Below are 16,104 nucleotides of genomic sequence, written 5' to 3' on the forward strand. Positions count from 1 at the left end.
AGTTGTCGGATCGGCGATCAACCGTGGTGGCTGACCACCGTCTTGGTGACGCTGAACTCCTCCAGTGCGAGAAACCCCTTCTCACGCCCGTGGCCGCTCTTGCGCACACCGCCGAACGGCAGCTCGACGCCGCCCCCGGCGCCGTAACAGTTGATGAACACCTGGCCACCGACCAGGCGACGCGCCACGCGCTGCTGACGCGCGCCGTTCTCCGTCCAGATGGCCGCCACCAAGCCGTATTCGGTGCCATTGGCCAGGGCAACGGCGTCGTCTTCGTCATCGAATGGCAACGCCGCCAATACGGGGCCGAACACTTCCTCGGTGGCCAACCGGTGATCACGCGGCACCGGCCCATAGAGCCGGGGTGCCACGTACCAGCCGTTGGTGGGCAACCCTTCATCCCTACGCCCCTCCGCCGCCAGCGGCAGCCCACTGGCATCGCAATCGGCGATGAATGACTTGACCCGCTCGAACTGCGCACGGGTAATGATCGGGCCGCAATCGGGCGAAGCATCGGGAGCGCCCACACGCATTTCTCGGAAGCGTGCGGCGACCTTTTCCAGCACGCTGTCGAACACCTCGCGCTGGATCAGCAGGCGGCTGCCGGCCGAACAGGTCTGACCGGCGTTCTGAATGATGGCGCCAACGATGATCGGTACCGCCTTGTCCAGATCGGCATCGGCGAACACCAGTTGTGGTGACTTGCCGCCCAGCTCCAGCACGCATTTGACGTGGTTCTGCGCGGCGGCCTGCTGCACCTGCACGCCCACCTGAGGCGATCCGGTGAAGGTGATCAGGTTGATGTCCGAATGCTCCGATAACGCAGCACCTGCTTCGCGGCCGAGCCCGGTGACGATATTCAGCGCCCCCGCCGGCAAACCGGCCTCGACCGCCAGTTCGGCGATTCGCAGCGAGGTCATGCAGGCATCTTCCGCCGGTTTGACCACCGAGGCGTTGCCCATGGCCAGCGCCGGGCAGATGGTGCGCCCGAGCATCTGCGCCGGGTAGTTCCAGGGAATGATGTGCGCCACCACGCCATAGGCTTCGCGCACCACGCTCACCGAATAGCCGGGCAGATAAGGAATCACCTGACCGTGCACCTTGTCCGCAGCGCCACCGTAGAACTCAAAGTAACGGGCCAGCGCCTCGATGTCCTTGCGTGCCAGGGCCAGCGGCTTGCCAGTATCACGCGCCTCGATCTTTGCCAGCTCGTCGATGTGCTCCAGCACCTTGTTGCCGATACGCACCAGCACCCGGCCGCGCTCGGTTGCGCTGTAGCGGCCCCATTCGCCGTCGAAGGCCTTGCGCGCCGCTTTTACCGCCAGGTCGATATCGTCGGCTTGGCCACGGCCAATTTCGGCATAGACCTGGCCGTCGGCAGGCGAGTAGACCGGCAGGGTTTCTTGGCTGAGGGGTGCGCACCAGGCGCCGTCGATGAACAACTTGCTCATGGGTAAGCCTCGAGGGGAAAGGAGGATGAAGTGACGGGCGCCACAGACGTGAGCGCCGCCTGATCAGGCAGCAGCGCTCCCCGCTCGATGTGCAGCACATGATCGGGCAGATCGCGCAGCAGGCTGCCGTTGGATTCGGTGATCACCACACAAAGTTCGGGTGCGCGTTGTTGCAGGCGTTTCAGCGCTTCGCCGTACTGCCCGGCCAGGGCCGGCGCCAGCCCCTGGAAGGGTTCGTCGAGAAGGATCAGGCGAGTGCCGACCATCAGCGCACGGCCGAATGCCGCCATCTTGCCCTGCCCGCCGGACAGCGCCGCACCGGAGCGCGGCAGCATCTCCTTGAGCTGTGGCGCCACCTCGAGGGTCAGCGCCAGGCGGGCGTCCACCTCGGCGCGCGACATGCCGATGACCTGGCAAGGCAGACGCAGGTTTTCTTCCACCGTCAGGGTCGGGAACATCACCCGCTCCTGCGGTGCGTAACCAATTCCCAGACGCGCTCGACCGTGAGCCGGCACTTTCGCCAGGTCGCTGTCATCGAGCAGGATGCGTCCACCACGTAACGGCACGAAGCCCATGATCGCGCGCAGCAAGGTGGTCTTGCCGGCCCCGTTGCGGCCGACCACGGCGCTCAGGCTGCCCTGCGGCAGGCTTGCCTGAATCCCTCGCAGCACTGGCGCCTGCAGGATGTCTGCGCTGATGTTTTCGAAATGCAGCATGACGACCTCCTCTACTCGCCCAGGACTTCACGGCGCACATTGGCGTCCGCGAGTACGGTGTCGGGGGAACCATCGGCAGCGATACCACCGGAAATCCAGGCGGCGACGCGGGTGGCGTAACGGCGCACGATATCGACGTCGTGCTCGACGAAGATCGCGGTGACTTTCTTTTCCTCCAGCGCGCCCATGACGATCTCCATCACCCCATGCTTCTCTTCGCTGGATACGCCGCTGGTGGGCTCATCCATGATCAGCAGGCGCGGTTCGAGCATCAACGACATGGCCACGTCGAGCAGCTTGCGCTGCCCCTCCGGCAGGTTCGAAGCCGGCTCATGCTGACGCGCACGCAGGTTGACCAACTCGAGTACGCGGTCGACCTCACGGGCATCGGCACTTGACGCCAGCGAACGCCACCAGGGCATGCGTGACTGCCGGGCCATGCCGGCCAGCTCCAGGCACTGGCGCACACTGTGATCGAGGAACAGTTGCGGCAACTGGAACGAGCGGGCCATGCCACGGCGCACGATATGCCGAGGCGACTTGCCGGTAATGTCCACGCCGTCGAACTCGACGCGCCCCGCGCTGGGACGCAGCAGGCCGGTGCAGATATTGATGAAGGTGGTCTTGCCGGCACCGTTCTGGCCGATAACCGCCAGACGCTCGCCCTCGTGCAATTCGAAGTCGATACCGTTGGCCACCACCAGGCCGCCGAATGCCAGGGTCAGCCCTTCGGTTTTCAATAAGGCGCTCATGCGTCACCTCGCAGCGCCTTGCGGCGTTCCGACAGCAGCCCGACCAGGCCCTTGGGCAGGAAATAAATGATCACGATCAGGGTCACGCCGAGAATCATTTGCCAGGCCCCGCTGACCAGCGCCGCGGCGTACATCTTGAGGAACTCGTACAGCAGCGCGCCGACGAAAGCGCCCACCGCGTGGCCCGAGCCGCCAAGAATGGCGATGAACACGAACTCGCCAGAGCGCAGCCAGTAACCCATTTCGGGCGTTACCAATCCCTGGGACAGACCGAACAGCGAACCGGCCAGGCCACACAGGCCAGCCGACAGCACATAGCCTTGCCAGAGCAGCAATTTGGCGGACACGCCCAGGTATTCGAGGCGCGTTTCGTTGGTCTTGATCGCCGCCAGCGCCTCACCGGCACTGGAGCGGAAGTAGCGCTGCACACCCCAGATCACTGCCAGCGAAAGGATCACCGCCAGTACCAGCAGGGCACTCTCGAACTCGGTACGGCCCAGCTCGAAGCCGAACAGCGTCGGGCGCTGCACGCGCAATCCATCGGTGCCGCCGGTGTAGGCGTAAAACTTGCCGAGCACGGTGAACAGCACCATGGAAATGGCCAGATTCAGCATGCCGAAGAAAATCTCCCGGTAGCGCACCACGAAGGCGCCGACCAACATGCCCACGGCGATGCTGGCGAGGGTACCGAGGATGATCAGCAGCGCGCCGTCGAGGCCACGGAAATGGCTACTCAGGTAAGCCACTACATAGCCGGAGATGCAGGCATACATGGCGTGCCCGAACGAGATCTGCCCGGCGCGCAGCAGCACGCCGATACCCAGAGCGGCCATGCCGTAGCAGAAGGACAGGATCAGCGGAATCTTCAGCCAGGGCATGCTCAGCCCGGTGATCAGCAGCGCGACCCCGGCCACGGTTGCAACAATCATTGAAAGGCGCATCAGATTCTCCTTGCCTGAGCCACGGTGAACAGGCCCTGGGGACGTACCAGCAGTACCAACACCATGATCACGTAGGGCATGACCACTTCCAGCTCGGGGTACAGGTAGACGCAGAACGAGCGCGACAGGCCGATCAACAGCGCCGTGATCAGCGCACCGGATATCTGCCCGAGCCCGGCCGTGGCCACCACCGCGAAAGACAGCACGATCATGTCGGCACCGATCCCAGGCACCAGCGACGTGGTCGGCGAGGCAAGCGCGCCACCAAGAGCACCGAGCATCGCGCCGACCACGAAGGTCAGGTAAGCGATGCGTTTGGCATTGATGCCCATGGCCGTGGCCACTTCGCGATCATGGGTAACCGCAACGATCTGCCGCCCCATCAACGTGCGATTGAGGAACCACTGCAGCAGTGTATAGACCCCCAACGCGGCGCCAGGCACGAACAACAGCTGGTAGTTCATGTAGATGACGCCCAGCACTTCGGAGGTGCCCATCTGGTTGACCACGTCGGCGACGAAATAGGGCTGGGTGCCCCAGATCATCCGCTGCAGGTCTTCGAAGATCATGAAGGCGCCGAAGGTAACCAGTAGCTGCAGGATCGGATCACGATCCTGGAATCGCCGCAGCAACAGCATCAGCAGAGTACCGAGCACGATACCCACGACGATCGAGGAGCCGATCAGGGCGGCCAGCGATACCCCGAGGGAACCACCACCCAGCCACAGACCGAGCGTGGCGGCGGCATAGCCACCACAGGCATATAGGCTGCCATGGGCGACATTGAGGATGCGTACTACACCAAAGATGAAGGTAAGTCCCAGCGCGACCAAAAACAGCAGGCCGGCGTAGGACACCCCATCCAGCAACGCCAGAATCAGGATGTCCTTGCTCATGGTTACTGCGCCTGTGCGGGTTTGACTGCGTCGATGATCGTCGGCGTTACGGTCTTCAGCCAGTCAGGCGTGTGCTGACCAGCCGGCGTGGTGACGGGCTCGGCTGGCACGATCATGATGTCCTTCAAGACCTTGAAGGAGTGCTCGCTGCTGGTCGTGGTAATGCCGAACAGTTGCTCTTCCATGCCCTGCCCGTCTTCCGGGCGGATGGTGACCGCGCTGGTGAGACCACGGAATTCCAGCCCACGGAACGCCTCGGCCAATTGCTCCTCGCTCGGCCAGCCAGCGTTCTGTTTGATCGCCTTGTCATAGGCCGCGACCATGGCGTCCAGTGCCTGCACCATGTGGTACACGGAGTAGATCGGGTAGCTGCCGGTCTTCTCCTTGAACTTGGCAACGAAGGTCTTGTGCTTCTCGTCGTTCAGGTAGCTGGGGTGGAGAAAGTAGTGGTCGCCACGCGCGCCTATCAGCACGCCGTCAGGCAGGGTCTGGCCGAGGCGCTCCAACGAGCTCTCGCCCAGCGGCAGGTAGAACCTGGAGGTACGCAGCAAGCCCCGTTGGCTGGCCTGACGCACGAAGGTGTCGAGGTCACCACCCCAGGAGGTCGACAGCACCACATCCGGGCGCAGCACCTGCAAACGGCTGACTTCGGCTGAGAAGTCCGGCGCACCGAATTTCGGGAACAGTTCGGCGACAACTTTCACGTCAGGCTTCAGCTGGGTCAGTACGGTGCGGAAGATGTCCCAGGAATCGCGGCCCCAGGCATAGTCCTGGTTGACCACCGCAATGGTCTTGAAGTCCGGATTGACCTTGAGCAGGTAAGCGACTGCCGCGACCATCTCGGTCACCGCGTTGGCCTGGGTGCGAAATACGTAGCGGTAGCCGTGGCCTTCCAGCGCCTTCTCGGTACCGCAATCCCACATCAGGTTAACCACCTTGAGGTCTTCGGCTACCGGCGCCAGGGTGTTGCAGTTGCCGCTGGAGATCGAAGCCAGCATCAGCTCGGCCTTTTCCTCCTGCACCACGCGGCGGTACTCGGAAAGCAGGCGGTCGCCGCCTACGCCTTCATCGATGTAGATCGGCTTGATCTTGACGCCATCGATGCCGCCCTTGGCGTTCAGCTCCTCAATGTACATCTGCGCCGCGTCGCGCGCAGGCACACCGAACACCGATGCCGAGCCAGAAAGGAACGTCGTGATGCCGACCTTGAGTTCGGCGGGCTTTTCAGCGGCCTGCACGGCACCGTGAAGTGCCGCCAGGGAAAAAGCAGCGAGTACACCTACTCGTAGAACTGTTTGCTTGAACATGGCTCTGCCTCTGAGGCTGTTGTTTTTGTTTTGAAGCGTACGTCTACAGCTAAGCGCAGGTTGCACAATGCGCCCTGTTTTCAGAATTCACATTTTTTCAAGGCGGCGTTCGGTTTTACCGAACGCCAGAACGCATGTTTCGACCCCTTCCTATTTCACGAACCAGCCAGCGCCAGCAGGCGCTGCGCCCTGAGTAGCACTGGCGCATCGACCATCTGGCCGTCCACTTGATAAGCGCCAGCCCCACCGCTGTCGGCCGCGACTACACGGCGTGCCCAATCGAGGGTCTGCTCATCCGGCGCGAGGGCGCGGTGAATGGTGTCGACCTGGGCAGGGTGAATGCACAGCGCACCGCCAAAGCCCATGTCCCTGGCATGCTGGGTCGCACGAAACAGGCCGTCGGTATTGCTGATGGCCGGATACACACTGTCCAGCGGTGGTTCGAGGCCACAGCCAACGGAATTCACCAATACGTTGTAACGCGCCTGATCGAGGATGATCTGCGCTGCAGGGCTATCCATATTCAGATTGAGATCGAGGGCTAGATCCAGCGCCCCGAAACTCAGGCGCTCGATACCCTTTACCTGGGCGATCGCGCTGAGCATCAACAAGCCTCGGGCGCTTTCGATGATGGGCCACACCGGCTTGCCGGTTACCGCGGCACGCTCGCTCTGCGCGGCACTTTCGACCTTGGGCAGCAGCACGCCGATCACCCCGGCGTGGGCCTTGCAGAAGGCAAGATCAGCCTCGTGCTCAGCATGCTCCGGGGCGTTGACCCGCACCCGAACGCGCGCCTCGGGATGCTCACCAAGAAACGCACCCAGGTGTTCGCGAGCCTGACGCTTGAGCGCCTCCTCGACGGCATCTTCGAAGTCGACGATCACGGTATCGGCACCACTGGCCAGTGCCTTGGCAAAGCGCTCGGGGCGGCTGCCTGGTACGAACAGCGCGGTACGAATGGGTTGGGTCATGTGTGGCTCCCGGTCAATCGGCTGAGCCCGCCAAAACGGCCCCAGCAGCAGAAAAGAGGTAGCGCGGCTTAGACCGCGCCGGTGGCCTTCAGGCCTGCTATCGCCGCCTCGCTGTAGCCCAACTCGGCAAGCAGCGACTCGGTGTGCTCACCGAGCCCCGGAATGCCGTCCATACGCGGGGTGAAGGCGCTGTTGCTGCCGGGCGGCAGCAAGGCCGGCAACGCTCCGGCCGGGCTGTCGACCTGGCGCCAGCGGTCACGTGCCTTGAGCTGCGGGTGATTCCATACGCCAGCCATGTCGTTGACGTGGGCGCTGGCGATCTGCGCCTGCTCCAGCCGCTCGATCACCTGCTCGGCCGTCAGCGCAGCAAAGGTTTCGACGATGATCGCGCGCAGTGCTTCGCGATTGGCCGAGCGCTTCGAGTTGGCAGAGAAGCGTTCATCCCCGGCCAGGGCTGGCTGTAGCAGCACGCGCTCACAGAACGCCTGCCATTCGCGCTCGTTCTGCAGGCCGAGCATCACCGTGCCGCCATCACCGGACGGAAACGGCCCATAAGGATAGATGGTCGAGTGGGCGGCCCCAGCACGCGGCGGCGGCGTGGCACCGTCGTACGCGTAATACAGGGGATAGCCCATCCACTCGACCAGGCTCTCGAGCATGCTCACGTCGATGCGGCTGCCCAGGCCGGTTCTGCCGCGTAGCAGCAGCGCCGTGAGGATGTTGCTATAGGCGTACATGCCGGCAGCGATATCAGCGATCGAGCAACCGGCTTTGGCCAGCTCACCTTCACCCGCGCCGCCGGTAACCGAGAGAAAACCGCCTTCGCTCTGGATCAACAAGTCGTAGGCCTTCTTCTTCTCGTAGCTGCCACCATCGCCGTAGCCAGAGATGTCGCAGAAGATCAGTTTCGGGAAACGCTCATGCAGCGCCTCGAACGACAGCCCCATCCGCGCAGCCGCGCCGGGTGCAAGGTTCTGCACCAGTACGTCGGCTTTTGCCAGCAGGTTGTCGAGCACCTCGCCGGCATCGTCCTGCTTGAGGTCGAGGGTCAGGCTCTCCTTGGAACGGTTGGTCCACACGAAGTGCGAGGCCAGGCCGTTGACGCGCTCGTCATAACCGCGAGCGAAGTCGCCGCTACCAGGGCGCTCGACCTTGATCACACGGGCGCCCATGTCGGCCAGCTGGCGCGTGCAGAACGGCGCTGCGATGGCGTGTTCCAGGCTGACGACGGTGATGCCGTCCAGAGGCCGAGGCTGCATATTGTTGTTATTCATGGCGGATTCCCGTCTCATTCGTCAGTCAGGCAATGTTGCTCAGATCATCGGTGTCACGCAGGCGCCAGACGCGGGCGATCAACTCGCCCGCCTCAACGTCACTGCGCTTGCCGGCGAATGCCAGCAGGCGGCGGAACTTGTCTTCCAGCTCGGCGCGGCTGAGGGTATTGCCTGGATCGCCTTTGGGCTCGTCGATGGCGCCGTGCAGCGTACGGCCATCAGTAGTCACCACCTCGACCCGGCCCAGCCAACGCGCCGGATAGGCGCCATCCACCTCGGGATCGAGGCGCATGCTGACCTTGTCCCTGAATCCGCTGACGTCAGCATCGCTGAGCGACAGGTTCTCGAACTCGGTGAGCTGCGCCTTGCCATGCACGGCGATCAGGCCCAGCACGGTGCCCATGGAAAACTTGGCCTGGTGCACGGTCTGCGGAACCACCACACGGCCGAGCACATCGATGGCGCCCTGGTGCACATGGGTGATCACCTGTTTGATATCGCCATGACGCAGGCCTTCGCGCTGCATCAGGTCCAGTAGCGCATCGGCGGCCGGGTGGGTGTGGCGGCACGAGGCGTGGAATTTGAACGAGGTTTCTGCCAGCGCCCAGCGGCTGCCGAGACGATCCGACAGCTTGCTCGGGTTGGCATCGCTGGACATGCCGGCAGCCATGCCCTGCTCGCCTTCGAGAATGTTCTGTGCGCCGGTCAGGCCCTGCTCAGTGAAATACGCGGCCAGCAGGCCATCGGCTGCCGCCTTGGCGGTATGCAGCTGTTTGGAGTCGGCGGCATCGCGCAGGAACTCCCAGAGCCCGGCGGCCTGGGTGCCGGCATTGCCGAGCAGGTGGACGAACTGCTGTTTGTCGAAGTTCAGCAGCTTGCCCACCGCCACGGCAGCGGCCAGGGTGCCGACCGTGGCCGTGGTGTGGAAGATGCGGTAATGGGAGCGACCGAGGAATTCACCGATGCGAATGCCCGCCTCGTAGCCGGCCACCGAGGCCAGCAACAGCTCGCGGCCGGACTTGCCCAGATCCTGCGCGGCCGCTAGAGCCGCCGGGAACACCACGGTGGCCGGGTGCAGCACCGAACTGTTGTGCAGGTCATCCTGCTCGACCAGATGGGAAGACGCACCGTTGACCAGTGCCGCGAAGTACGCCGAGGTCCCGCGGCCGTTGACCAGAATGCGCGCCGGGCCATCGGCCGGGCCCATCTTTTGCGCGTAGGCTTCGAACAGCGGAATCGGCCGCGCGCCTTCACTGGCCAGCGCCGAACCGAGCCAGTCGAGGAACAGGTCTTCGGTACGATCCAGCACGTAGTCAGGCAGATCGTCGTAACGCAACTCGGCGAGGAAACTTGCCAAGGCTTGGGTATGGCTCATGACAGGCTCCTCAGAAACTACGCGGCAGCTCGAGCAAGTGCTCGGCCACGTAAGACATGATCAGGTTGGTAGAGATCGGCGCCACTTGATACAGGCGGGTTTCGCGAAACTTGCGCTCGACGTCGTATTCATTGGCGAAGCCGAAACCGCCGTGGGTCTGCAGGCAGGCGTTGGCCGCCGCCCAGGACGCTTCCGCCGCCAGGTACTTGGCCATGTTGGCGCTGGCCCCGGCGTTTTCGCCACGGTCGTACTGTTCGCAAGCGCGCCAGCGCATCAGATCGGCGGCTTCGACTTCGATATGCGCCTTGGCGATGGGAAACTGTACGCCCTGGTTCTGGCCAATCGGGCGGCCGAACACCACGCGATCACGGGCGTAGGCGCTGGCTTTCTCTATGAACCAGCGACCATCACCGATGCACTCGGCAGCGATCAGCGTGCGCTCGGCATTCAGGCCGTCGAGAATGTAGCGAAAGCCCTTGCCCTCTTCGCCGATCAAACTGCTGGCAGGAATTTCCAGGTTGTCGAAGAACAGCTCGTTGGTCTCGTGGTTGACCATGTTGGCGATCGGCTGCACGGTCAGGCCGTTGCCGATGGCCTCGCGCAGGTCGACCAGGAAGATCGACATGCCTTCGGATTTCTTCTTCACCTCGGCTAGCGGCGTGGTGCGCGCCAGCAGGATCATCAGGTCGGAGTGCTGAATGCGCGAGATCCACACCTTCTGGCCGTTGATCACGTACTTGTCGCCCTGGCGCACGGCGGTGGTCTTGATCTTGGTGGTATCGGTACCGGTGGTTGGCTCGGTCACGCCCATGGACTGCAGGCGCAGCTCACCGCTGGCCAGCTTCGGCAGGTAGTAGCTTTTCTGCTCGTCGCTGCCGTTACGCAGCAGCGTGAACATGTTGTACATCTGCCCGTGGATGGTGCCGGAGTTGCCGCCACAGCGGTTCACTTCCTCGAGGATCACTGAAGCCTCTGCCAGGCCCAGACCGGAGCCGCCGTATTCTTCCGGAATCATCGCCGACAGCCAGCCGGCTTCGGTCATGGCCGCCACGAAGGCCTCCGGAAAGCCCTTCTCTTCATCGATCTTGCGCCAGTACTCGGCAGGGAATTCGGCGCACAGGCCGCATACGCCTTCGCGGATGAAATTCAGTTCTTCGTTCTGTTCCGGGGTCATCTTGATTCCTCGATTCTTGTTGTTGTCGCGGCCGATATCGCTGGATCAGTGATGCGCGATCCACCCTAGGCAGGTGCAATCATTCGAATTCCACGTCAGCCTGCTGGGCCATGCCGGCTTCGTTGCCAGCCCACAACTGCGCCTTGCCTGGCGCGCAGATCCGCCCAGCCACTTCGAAGGGCTGCGGCGCGACCAGCGGGCGCAGGCCACGATAGGCGAAGCGACGCAGACGGGTCTGTGGGTTGGCGCGGCAGAACGCGCGCAGGTTCAGCGTGGCGATCAGTGGGCCATGCACCACCAGCCCGGCATAGCCTTCGGTGTCGGTGACATAGGGCCAGTCGTAATGAATGCGATGGCCGTTGAAGGTCACCGCGCTGTAGCGGAACAGCAGCGTCGGGCTGGGCACCACGCTTTCTTGCCAGTCACCGTTCGGCAGCGCCTCGCCGGCGCCACTCTTGGGCGGGCTAGGTTCGCGGTAGACGATGTCCTGCTCCTCGCGGATCGCCAGTTCGCCGTCCTGCAGGTAGTCATGCTGCACAGTGACGAACAGCAGCGCGCCAGTGCGGCCGTGCTTTTCTTCGATGTGCTTGATGGTCGACACGCGGGTCGCCTCCCCGCCGACCCGCAGCGCGGCGATGAACTCGACGCGACCGCCCGCCCACATGCGGTTGCGATTGTCGGCCGGGGGCAGGAAGCCACCGCGTGCCGGGTGACCGTCACCACCCAGGCCGCTTTCGGCGATGGGGTCTTGAAAGAATGCCCAGTGCCAGAGCGGCGGCAGGGCTTCGCCGTGAGCGGGCGTGTCTTCGCCCAGGGTCGCGGCGATGCGCTTGACCAGGTTGCGGCTCAGTTGATCGTGGGATTCTTCGGTGCGGCCGATCCAGGCGGAAAAAGCAGAGTCGCTCATGGTGGGTTCCAGCTGTCTTTTTTATGTGCGGCCAGCATGCAATCCACTGCACGTTCCGAGAATCCGCATTTATTTAAACCAGCGTTCGGATATGCTGAACGCCGGTTTTAACCTTCATCGCCATCCGATACACACCTGTCGGATGGTCGCAAACGTGTAGGAGCCGGCTTGCCGGCGATGCGTTGACTTAGCATCAGTGGAGATACTTGCCATGCACTTCGATCTGCCGGATTTGCGCCTCTTCATCCATATCGCCGAATCACCGAGCCTGACTCAAGGAGCGCGCCGCGCCTCGCTGTCGCCGGCCGCTGCCAGCGCGCGCATCAAGGCGCTGGAAGGTCAACTCGACACCCGCCTGCTGTACCGCGACAGCCGCGGCGTGGAGCTGACACCCTCCGGCCAGCGCCTGCTGCAGCACGCGCGGCTGATCATGCGTCAGGTCGATTATTTGAAAAGCGAGTTCACCGAATACGGCAGTGATTCGGCCGGGCATATCCGCATTTTCGCCAACACCACGGCAGTGACCGAGTTCCTGCCTGAAATACTGGCTGGCTTCCTTGCCGAACGCCCCGGCGTGACGGTGGATCTGCAGGAACGCCTGAGCCGCGATATCGTGCGCGGCGTGCTCGACGGCGGCGCCGACCTGGGCATCATCGCCGGCCCGGTGGAGGCCGCCGGCCTGCAGGTGCTGCATTTCAGCACCGACCGCCTGGTGCTGGTGGTGCCGGACAGTCATCCATTGGCGGGCCGCGAGCAGGTCAGCCTGCGCGATACCCTGCAGTACCAGCACATCGGCCTGCACGACGGCAGTACGCTGCTGACCTTCTTGCGTGAACACGTGGAAACCCTGGGCGGCACCCTGTCGCTGCGTATCCAGATGTCCAGCTTCGAGGCCATCTGCCGCATGGTGGAAGCCAACGTCGGCATCGGCATCATCCCCGAATCCGCCGCCAGCCGGCATCGCCGCACCATGAAGCTGCACACCATCGAACTCGACGAACCCTGGGCGGTGCGCGAACGCAGCATGCTGGTACGAGACCTCGAAGCGCTGCCCGGCAGCGTGCGGGCGTTGATCGCGACGCTGCTGCCCCAGGCGTGAACTGAGGCGGCATCGGTAAAAAGGGCTTTGCTCGCGTTGCCCTGCAGCTACGCCTTGCCAATCCCATGCTCACGCAACTTGTTGGCGATGGTGGTATGCGACACGCCCAGGCGTTTGCCGAGCAGGCGACTGCTCGGAAACTCCCCGGCAAGCCGCTCCAGCACGGCTTTTTCGAAGCGCCCGACAATCATATCTAGCCCGCCTTCCAGCGAGAAGTCGCCCAAGGGCTGCGCCGCGCCGTACCCCGGCAGACGGATATGGTCGGGCTTCACCACCCCGCCTTCGCACAGCGATACTGCCTGGAACAGTACGTTTTCGAGTTGCCGAACATTGCCTGGCCAATGGTAGCGGCTCATTTTTTCCAGCGCAGCGGGCGCAAGGCTTGGTAGCGGACAACCGATCTGCCGGCTGGCGCGGTCGAGAAAGTGCTCGACCAGTGGCGGCAGACCGTCGAGGCATTCGCGCAGCGGCGGGATATGCAGGCTGAGCACATTGAGGCGGTGATAAAGGTCTTCACGAAATTCCCCCCGCGCGCACAGCTCGGAGAGGTCCAGCTGAGTCGCGCAGGTCACCCGCACATCCAGGTACACCTCCTCATCACTGCCGACCCGGCGGAAGCAGCCGTCCTGCAGAAAGCGCAGCAGTTTGGCCTGCAGACGCGGGCTCATTTCGCCGACCCCATCGAGAAAGAGCGTGCCGCCTGCCGTCAGTTCCAGCAGGCCCAGCTTGCCTTCAGCGCGTGCGCCCTCGAAGGCGCCCGGCCCATAGCCGAACAGCTCGGTCTCGGCCATCGACTCCGGCAGGCCGGCACAGTTGAGCGCCATGAACGGCGACTGACCTCGGGGGCTGGCCAGATGGCAGGCGCGGGCCAGCAGTTCCTTGCCGGTGCCGGTCTCACCTTCGATCAGAAGCGGCGCGTCCAGTGGGGCCATGCGCCGTGCTTCACGCACTACCGCAGCCATCACTTTGGAGCTCTGGAAGATGCTGTCGAAACCGCGCAGCTCCTGCTTGCGCACCTGGTAGATGCGCTCGCCCACTCGGTCGGCGCGGTGCAGGGTCAGGACTGCGCCGGCCATGGCTTCGCTGTCTTCCTGCTCGGCCTGCAGCGGGGCGATGTCGGCAAGAAACACGTCACCACAGACCTTGACCCGCAGGCCGTTGATCCGCGAGCGGTTGGCCCGCACCAGTTCCGGCAAATCGAAATCTTCGGTGTAGCGCGACAGCGCAATGCCCGGCACCTCGTCAACGCGCACACCCAGCAACTGAGCGGCCGCACGGTTGGCCGCGACGATGCTGCCGGCCATGTCGATGGACAGCACTGGAAACTCCAGCGCGCCAAGCAACGCATTGAGTTCCAGATGGCGACGCTCGCTGGGCATCAACCCCACGCGCTTGACGCCGAATACCCCGGTGATGGCTTCAAGCTTGGGGCGCAGGGCCTGAAATTGCAGATTGATCAGATTGGGGCAGTGCAGGTAGATGGCGTTGCCCTGCTCGCCGCCCACTTCACCACGCGCTACGTTGGTACCGTAACCGACAAGCAGTTCGAGGATGTCGCGCAGGATGCCCACGCGATTCTGGCAGTGGATCTTGATACGCATGACAGGCCGCTCTTGTTATTTTCGTCAAGGTTTCTTGCCAGTCTAGAGGAAGCGGCCAAGCCAGAAACAGGCCTTCGCGCAAGACGTAATGCTTTCTTTACGAAAACCGCCATTTGCCCGCTCCCCCACGCCGCTCGCGCCCGCGCCAAGCACGCTTGCCTGCGGCATGCTCAGGCCACAGAACGGATGTGCAGGGAGATCGCCAGATGAAAGTCAGCCAGTACGTTGCCCGGCACCCTGACGCGACCGGCTTCATTGACTACAGCGAGGTCGAGCATCGCACCTGGCAGACGCTGATCGAGCGCCAGCTCAAGGTGATCGAGGCCCGCGCTTGCCAGGAATATCTGGACGGCCTCGACAAGCTCGCCCTGCCCCGTGAGCGGATTCCCCAACTGCCGGACATCAACCGCGTGTTGCGAGCAACCACGGGCTGGCAAGTCGCCCAGGTACCGGCGCTGATTCCATTCCAGCGCTTCTTCGAGCTGCTCGCCAACCGGCAGTTTCCGGTGGCCACCTTCATCCGCAGCGAAGCGGATCTGGACTACCTGCAGGAGCCGGATATCTTCCACGAGATCTTCGGCCACTGCCCATTGCTGACAGACCCTTGGTTCGCCGAATTCACTCATACCTACGGCCGCCTGGGCCTGGCTGCCAGCGCGCAGGAGCGGGTGTTCCTGGCACGCTTATACTGGATGACCATCGAGTTCGGCCTGGTAGACACGCCTGCCGGCCTGCGCATCTACGGCGGCGGCATTCTCTCCTCGCCCAAGGAGGCGGTGTATTGTCTGTCAGGCGAACCCGAGCACCAGCCGTTCGACCCTGTGGAGGCCATGCGCACGCCGTATCGCATCGACATCCTGCAGCCGCTGTATTTCGTACTGCCGGATTTACAACGGCTGTTCGCCCTGGCACAACAGGACATCATGAGCCTGGTACAGCAGGCCATGACGCTCGGCCTGCACGCACCGAAATTTCCACCCAAGGCGGCCTAAGAACCTGTTCACGATCTGCTGCGCGTCGGCGCTCCTGCGTTAAAAACAAGCTGGATTGCCAGCCCAGGCTAGACGCCCCCGTCAAATGCTCATTTACTACTTGCAGCTCCGCTTCCTGGCCAGTTTTTGCCTTGGATCGCTCTAGCTCGCGAGATCGTGAACAGGCTCTAAGCTTGCCGTAACGATCAACGTTCAGAGGAAACCCCATGACCGCACTGTCCCAAGCCACCTGCGAAGCCTGCAGCGCCGATGCACCCAAAGTCAGCGAGGCCGAACTGGCGCAACTGATCAAGGAAATCCCGGACTGGAACATCGAGGTCCGCGATGGCGTGATGCAGCTCGAACGGGCCTACACCTTTCGCACCTTCAAGCATGCGCTGGCCTTTACCAATGCCGTAGGCGAAATTGCCGAAACCGAGAACCATCACCCGTCGCTGCTCACCGAATGGGGCAAGGTCACCGTGACCTGGTGGAGCCACTCGATCAAGGGTTTGCATCGCAACGATTTCGTCATGGCGGCGCGCACCGATGTGCTCGCCAGCGCTGCCGAGGGTCGCAAGTGAGCAGCCACCCCGCCCCGCTGTGCGGATGACGCACGGCTTGATCACAGCGAGACCCTGCAACCTACCAGATGGCGCGCCATGCCTG

The 16,104-nt window shown here is 63.3% G+C and carries 15 protein-coding genes; 3 read left to right on the forward strand and 12 right to left on the reverse strand.

Annotation, left to right across the window (positions count from 1 at the left end; genetic code table 11):
* Positions 1-17: 17 nt before the first annotated feature.
* The 11 genes from BLS60_RS17210 to BLS60_RS17260 all read right to left on the reverse strand — a co-directional run bounded on the left by BLS60_RS17210 (position 18) and on the right by BLS60_RS17260 (position 11,764).
* The gene (locus BLS60_RS17210; RefSeq protein ID WP_092370476.1) at positions 18-1,451 is read right to left on the reverse strand and encodes an aldehyde dehydrogenase family protein; all 1,434 of its coding nucleotides are present in this window, start codon (positions 1,449-1,451) and stop codon (positions 18-20) included.
* Complete coding sequence (locus tag BLS60_RS17215) at positions 1,448-2,167, reverse strand: ABC transporter ATP-binding protein (RefSeq protein ID WP_092370479.1); 720 nt, start codon at positions 2,165-2,167, stop codon at positions 1,448-1,450. The genes BLS60_RS17210 and BLS60_RS17215 overlap by 4 nt, the downstream gene beginning before the upstream one ends.
* Before the next feature lie 11 nt (positions 2,168-2,178).
* Positions 2,179-2,919 (reverse strand): ABC transporter ATP-binding protein, encoded by a 741-nt coding sequence (locus BLS60_RS17220; RefSeq protein ID WP_092370482.1) that lies wholly within the window; start codon positions 2,917-2,919, stop codon positions 2,179-2,181.
* Positions 2,916-3,860 carry a branched-chain amino acid ABC transporter permease gene (locus tag BLS60_RS17225; RefSeq protein WP_092370485.1) on the reverse strand — a complete coding sequence of 315 codons (945 nt, stop codon included), beginning with the start codon at positions 3,858-3,860 and terminating at the stop codon, positions 2,916-2,918. Before BLS60_RS17225 ends, BLS60_RS17220 begins: the two co-directional genes overlap by 4 nt.
* The gene (locus tag BLS60_RS17230) at positions 3,860-4,756 is read right to left on the reverse strand and encodes a branched-chain amino acid ABC transporter permease (RefSeq protein ID WP_092370488.1); all 897 of its coding nucleotides are present in this window, start codon (positions 4,754-4,756) and stop codon (positions 3,860-3,862) included. Before BLS60_RS17230 ends, BLS60_RS17225 begins: the two co-directional genes overlap by 1 nt.
* A gap of 2 nt (positions 4,757-4,758) precedes the next feature.
* On the reverse strand, positions 4,759-6,063 hold the full coding sequence (locus tag BLS60_RS17235; protein WP_092370491.1) for an ABC transporter substrate-binding protein: 1,305 nt from the start codon (positions 6,061-6,063) through the stop codon (positions 4,759-4,761).
* Positions 6,064-6,218: 155 nt separating this feature from the next.
* Complete coding sequence (locus BLS60_RS17240) at positions 6,219-7,034, reverse strand: HpcH/HpaI aldolase/citrate lyase family protein (protein ID WP_092370494.1); 816 nt, start codon at positions 7,032-7,034, stop codon at positions 6,219-6,221.
* Between the two features lie 68 nt (positions 7,035-7,102).
* Positions 7,103-8,308, reverse strand: coding sequence for a CaiB/BaiF CoA transferase family protein (locus tag BLS60_RS17245; RefSeq protein WP_092370497.1), 1,206 nt, complete (start codon positions 8,306-8,308; stop codon positions 7,103-7,105).
* A gap of 25 nt (positions 8,309-8,333) precedes the next feature.
* The gene (locus BLS60_RS17250; RefSeq protein WP_092370500.1) at positions 8,334-9,683 is read right to left on the reverse strand and encodes an MmgE/PrpD family protein; all 1,350 of its coding nucleotides are present in this window, start codon (positions 9,681-9,683) and stop codon (positions 8,334-8,336) included.
* A 10-nt stretch (positions 9,684-9,693) separates the two neighbouring features.
* Positions 9,694-10,857, reverse strand: coding sequence for an acyl-CoA dehydrogenase family protein (locus BLS60_RS17255; RefSeq protein WP_092370503.1), 1,164 nt, complete (start codon positions 10,855-10,857; stop codon positions 9,694-9,696).
* Positions 10,858-10,936: 79 nt separating this feature from the next.
* Positions 10,937-11,764, reverse strand: a complete 828-nt coding sequence (locus BLS60_RS17260) for an HTD2 family dehydratase (protein WP_092370506.1) — start codon at positions 11,762-11,764, stop codon at positions 10,937-10,939.
* A 211-nt stretch (positions 11,765-11,975) separates the two neighbouring features.
* On the opposite strand from BLS60_RS17260, the gene BLS60_RS17265 reads away from it, so the two are divergent.
* On the forward strand, positions 11,976-12,863 hold the full coding sequence (locus BLS60_RS17265; RefSeq protein ID WP_070883672.1) for a LysR substrate-binding domain-containing protein: 888 nt from the start codon (positions 11,976-11,978) through the stop codon (positions 12,861-12,863).
* Between the two features lie 47 nt (positions 12,864-12,910).
* Here BLS60_RS17265 and BLS60_RS17270 read toward each other — a convergent pair whose 3' ends face one another.
* Positions 12,911-14,464 carry a sigma-54-dependent transcriptional regulator gene (locus BLS60_RS17270; protein WP_092370509.1) on the reverse strand — a complete coding sequence of 518 codons (1,554 nt, stop codon included), beginning with the start codon at positions 14,462-14,464 and terminating at the stop codon, positions 12,911-12,913.
* A gap of 206 nt (positions 14,465-14,670) precedes the next feature.
* Here BLS60_RS17270 and phhA point away from each other — a divergent pair, with 206 nt between their 5' ends.
* Positions 14,671-15,456 carry a phenylalanine 4-monooxygenase gene (phhA, locus tag BLS60_RS17275; RefSeq protein WP_092370512.1) on the forward strand — a complete coding sequence of 262 codons (786 nt, stop codon included), beginning with the start codon at positions 14,671-14,673 and terminating at the stop codon, positions 15,454-15,456.
* Positions 15,457-15,662: 206 nt separating this feature from the next.
* Positions 15,663-16,019 carry a 4a-hydroxytetrahydrobiopterin dehydratase gene (locus BLS60_RS17280; RefSeq protein WP_070883669.1) on the forward strand — a complete coding sequence of 119 codons (357 nt, stop codon included), beginning with the start codon at positions 15,663-15,665 and terminating at the stop codon, positions 16,017-16,019.
* The last annotated feature ends 85 nt before the right edge of the window (positions 16,020-16,104 follow it).

Origin of the sequence: Phytopseudomonas seleniipraecipitans, from assembly GCF_900102335.1 — a bacterium.
GTDB classification, from domain to species: Bacteria; Pseudomonadota; Gammaproteobacteria; order Pseudomonadales; family Pseudomonadaceae; genus Aquipseudomonas; species Aquipseudomonas seleniipraecipitans.

Coding starts and splice junctions, on each gene's coding strand:
- BLS60_RS17210 (WP_092370476.1), bottom strand. CDS start 1,451: ATGAGCAAGTTGTTCATCGACGGCGCCTGGTGCGCACCCCTCAGCCAA.
- BLS60_RS17215 (WP_092370479.1), bottom strand. CDS start 2,167: ATGCTGCATTTCGAAAACATCAGCGCAGACATCCTGCAGGCGCCAGTG.
- BLS60_RS17220 (WP_092370482.1), bottom strand. CDS start 2,919: ATGAGCGCCTTATTGAAAACCGAAGGGCTGACCCTGGCATTCGGCGGC.
- BLS60_RS17225 (WP_092370485.1), bottom strand. CDS start 3,860: ATGCGCCTTTCAATGATTGTTGCAACCGTGGCCGGGGTCGCGCTGCTG.
- BLS60_RS17230 (WP_092370488.1), bottom strand. CDS start 4,756: ATGAGCAAGGACATCCTGATTCTGGCGTTGCTGGATGGGGTGTCCTAC.
- BLS60_RS17235 (WP_092370491.1), bottom strand. CDS start 6,063: ATGTTCAAGCAAACAGTTCTACGAGTAGGTGTACTCGCTGCTTTTTCC.
- BLS60_RS17240 (WP_092370494.1), bottom strand. CDS start 7,034: ATGACCCAACCCATTCGTACCGCGCTGTTCGTACCAGGCAGCCGCCCC.
- BLS60_RS17245 (WP_092370497.1), bottom strand. CDS start 8,308: ATGAATAACAACAATATGCAGCCTCGGCCTCTGGACGGCATCACCGTC.
- BLS60_RS17250 (WP_092370500.1), bottom strand. CDS start 9,683: ATGAGCCATACCCAAGCCTTGGCAAGTTTCCTCGCCGAGTTGCGTTAC.
- BLS60_RS17255 (WP_092370503.1), bottom strand. CDS start 10,857: ATGACCCCGGAACAGAACGAAGAACTGAATTTCATCCGCGAAGGCGTA.
- BLS60_RS17260 (WP_092370506.1), bottom strand. CDS start 11,764: ATGAGCGACTCTGCTTTTTCCGCCTGGATCGGCCGCACCGAAGAATCC.
- BLS60_RS17265 (WP_070883672.1), top strand. CDS start 11,976: ATGCACTTCGATCTGCCGGATTTGCGCCTCTTCATCCATATCGCCGAA.
- BLS60_RS17270 (WP_092370509.1), bottom strand. CDS start 14,464: ATGCGTATCAAGATCCACTGCCAGAATCGCGTGGGCATCCTGCGCGAC.
- phhA (WP_092370512.1), top strand. CDS start 14,671: ATGAAAGTCAGCCAGTACGTTGCCCGGCACCCTGACGCGACCGGCTTC.
- BLS60_RS17280 (WP_070883669.1), top strand. CDS start 15,663: ATGACCGCACTGTCCCAAGCCACCTGCGAAGCCTGCAGCGCCGATGCA.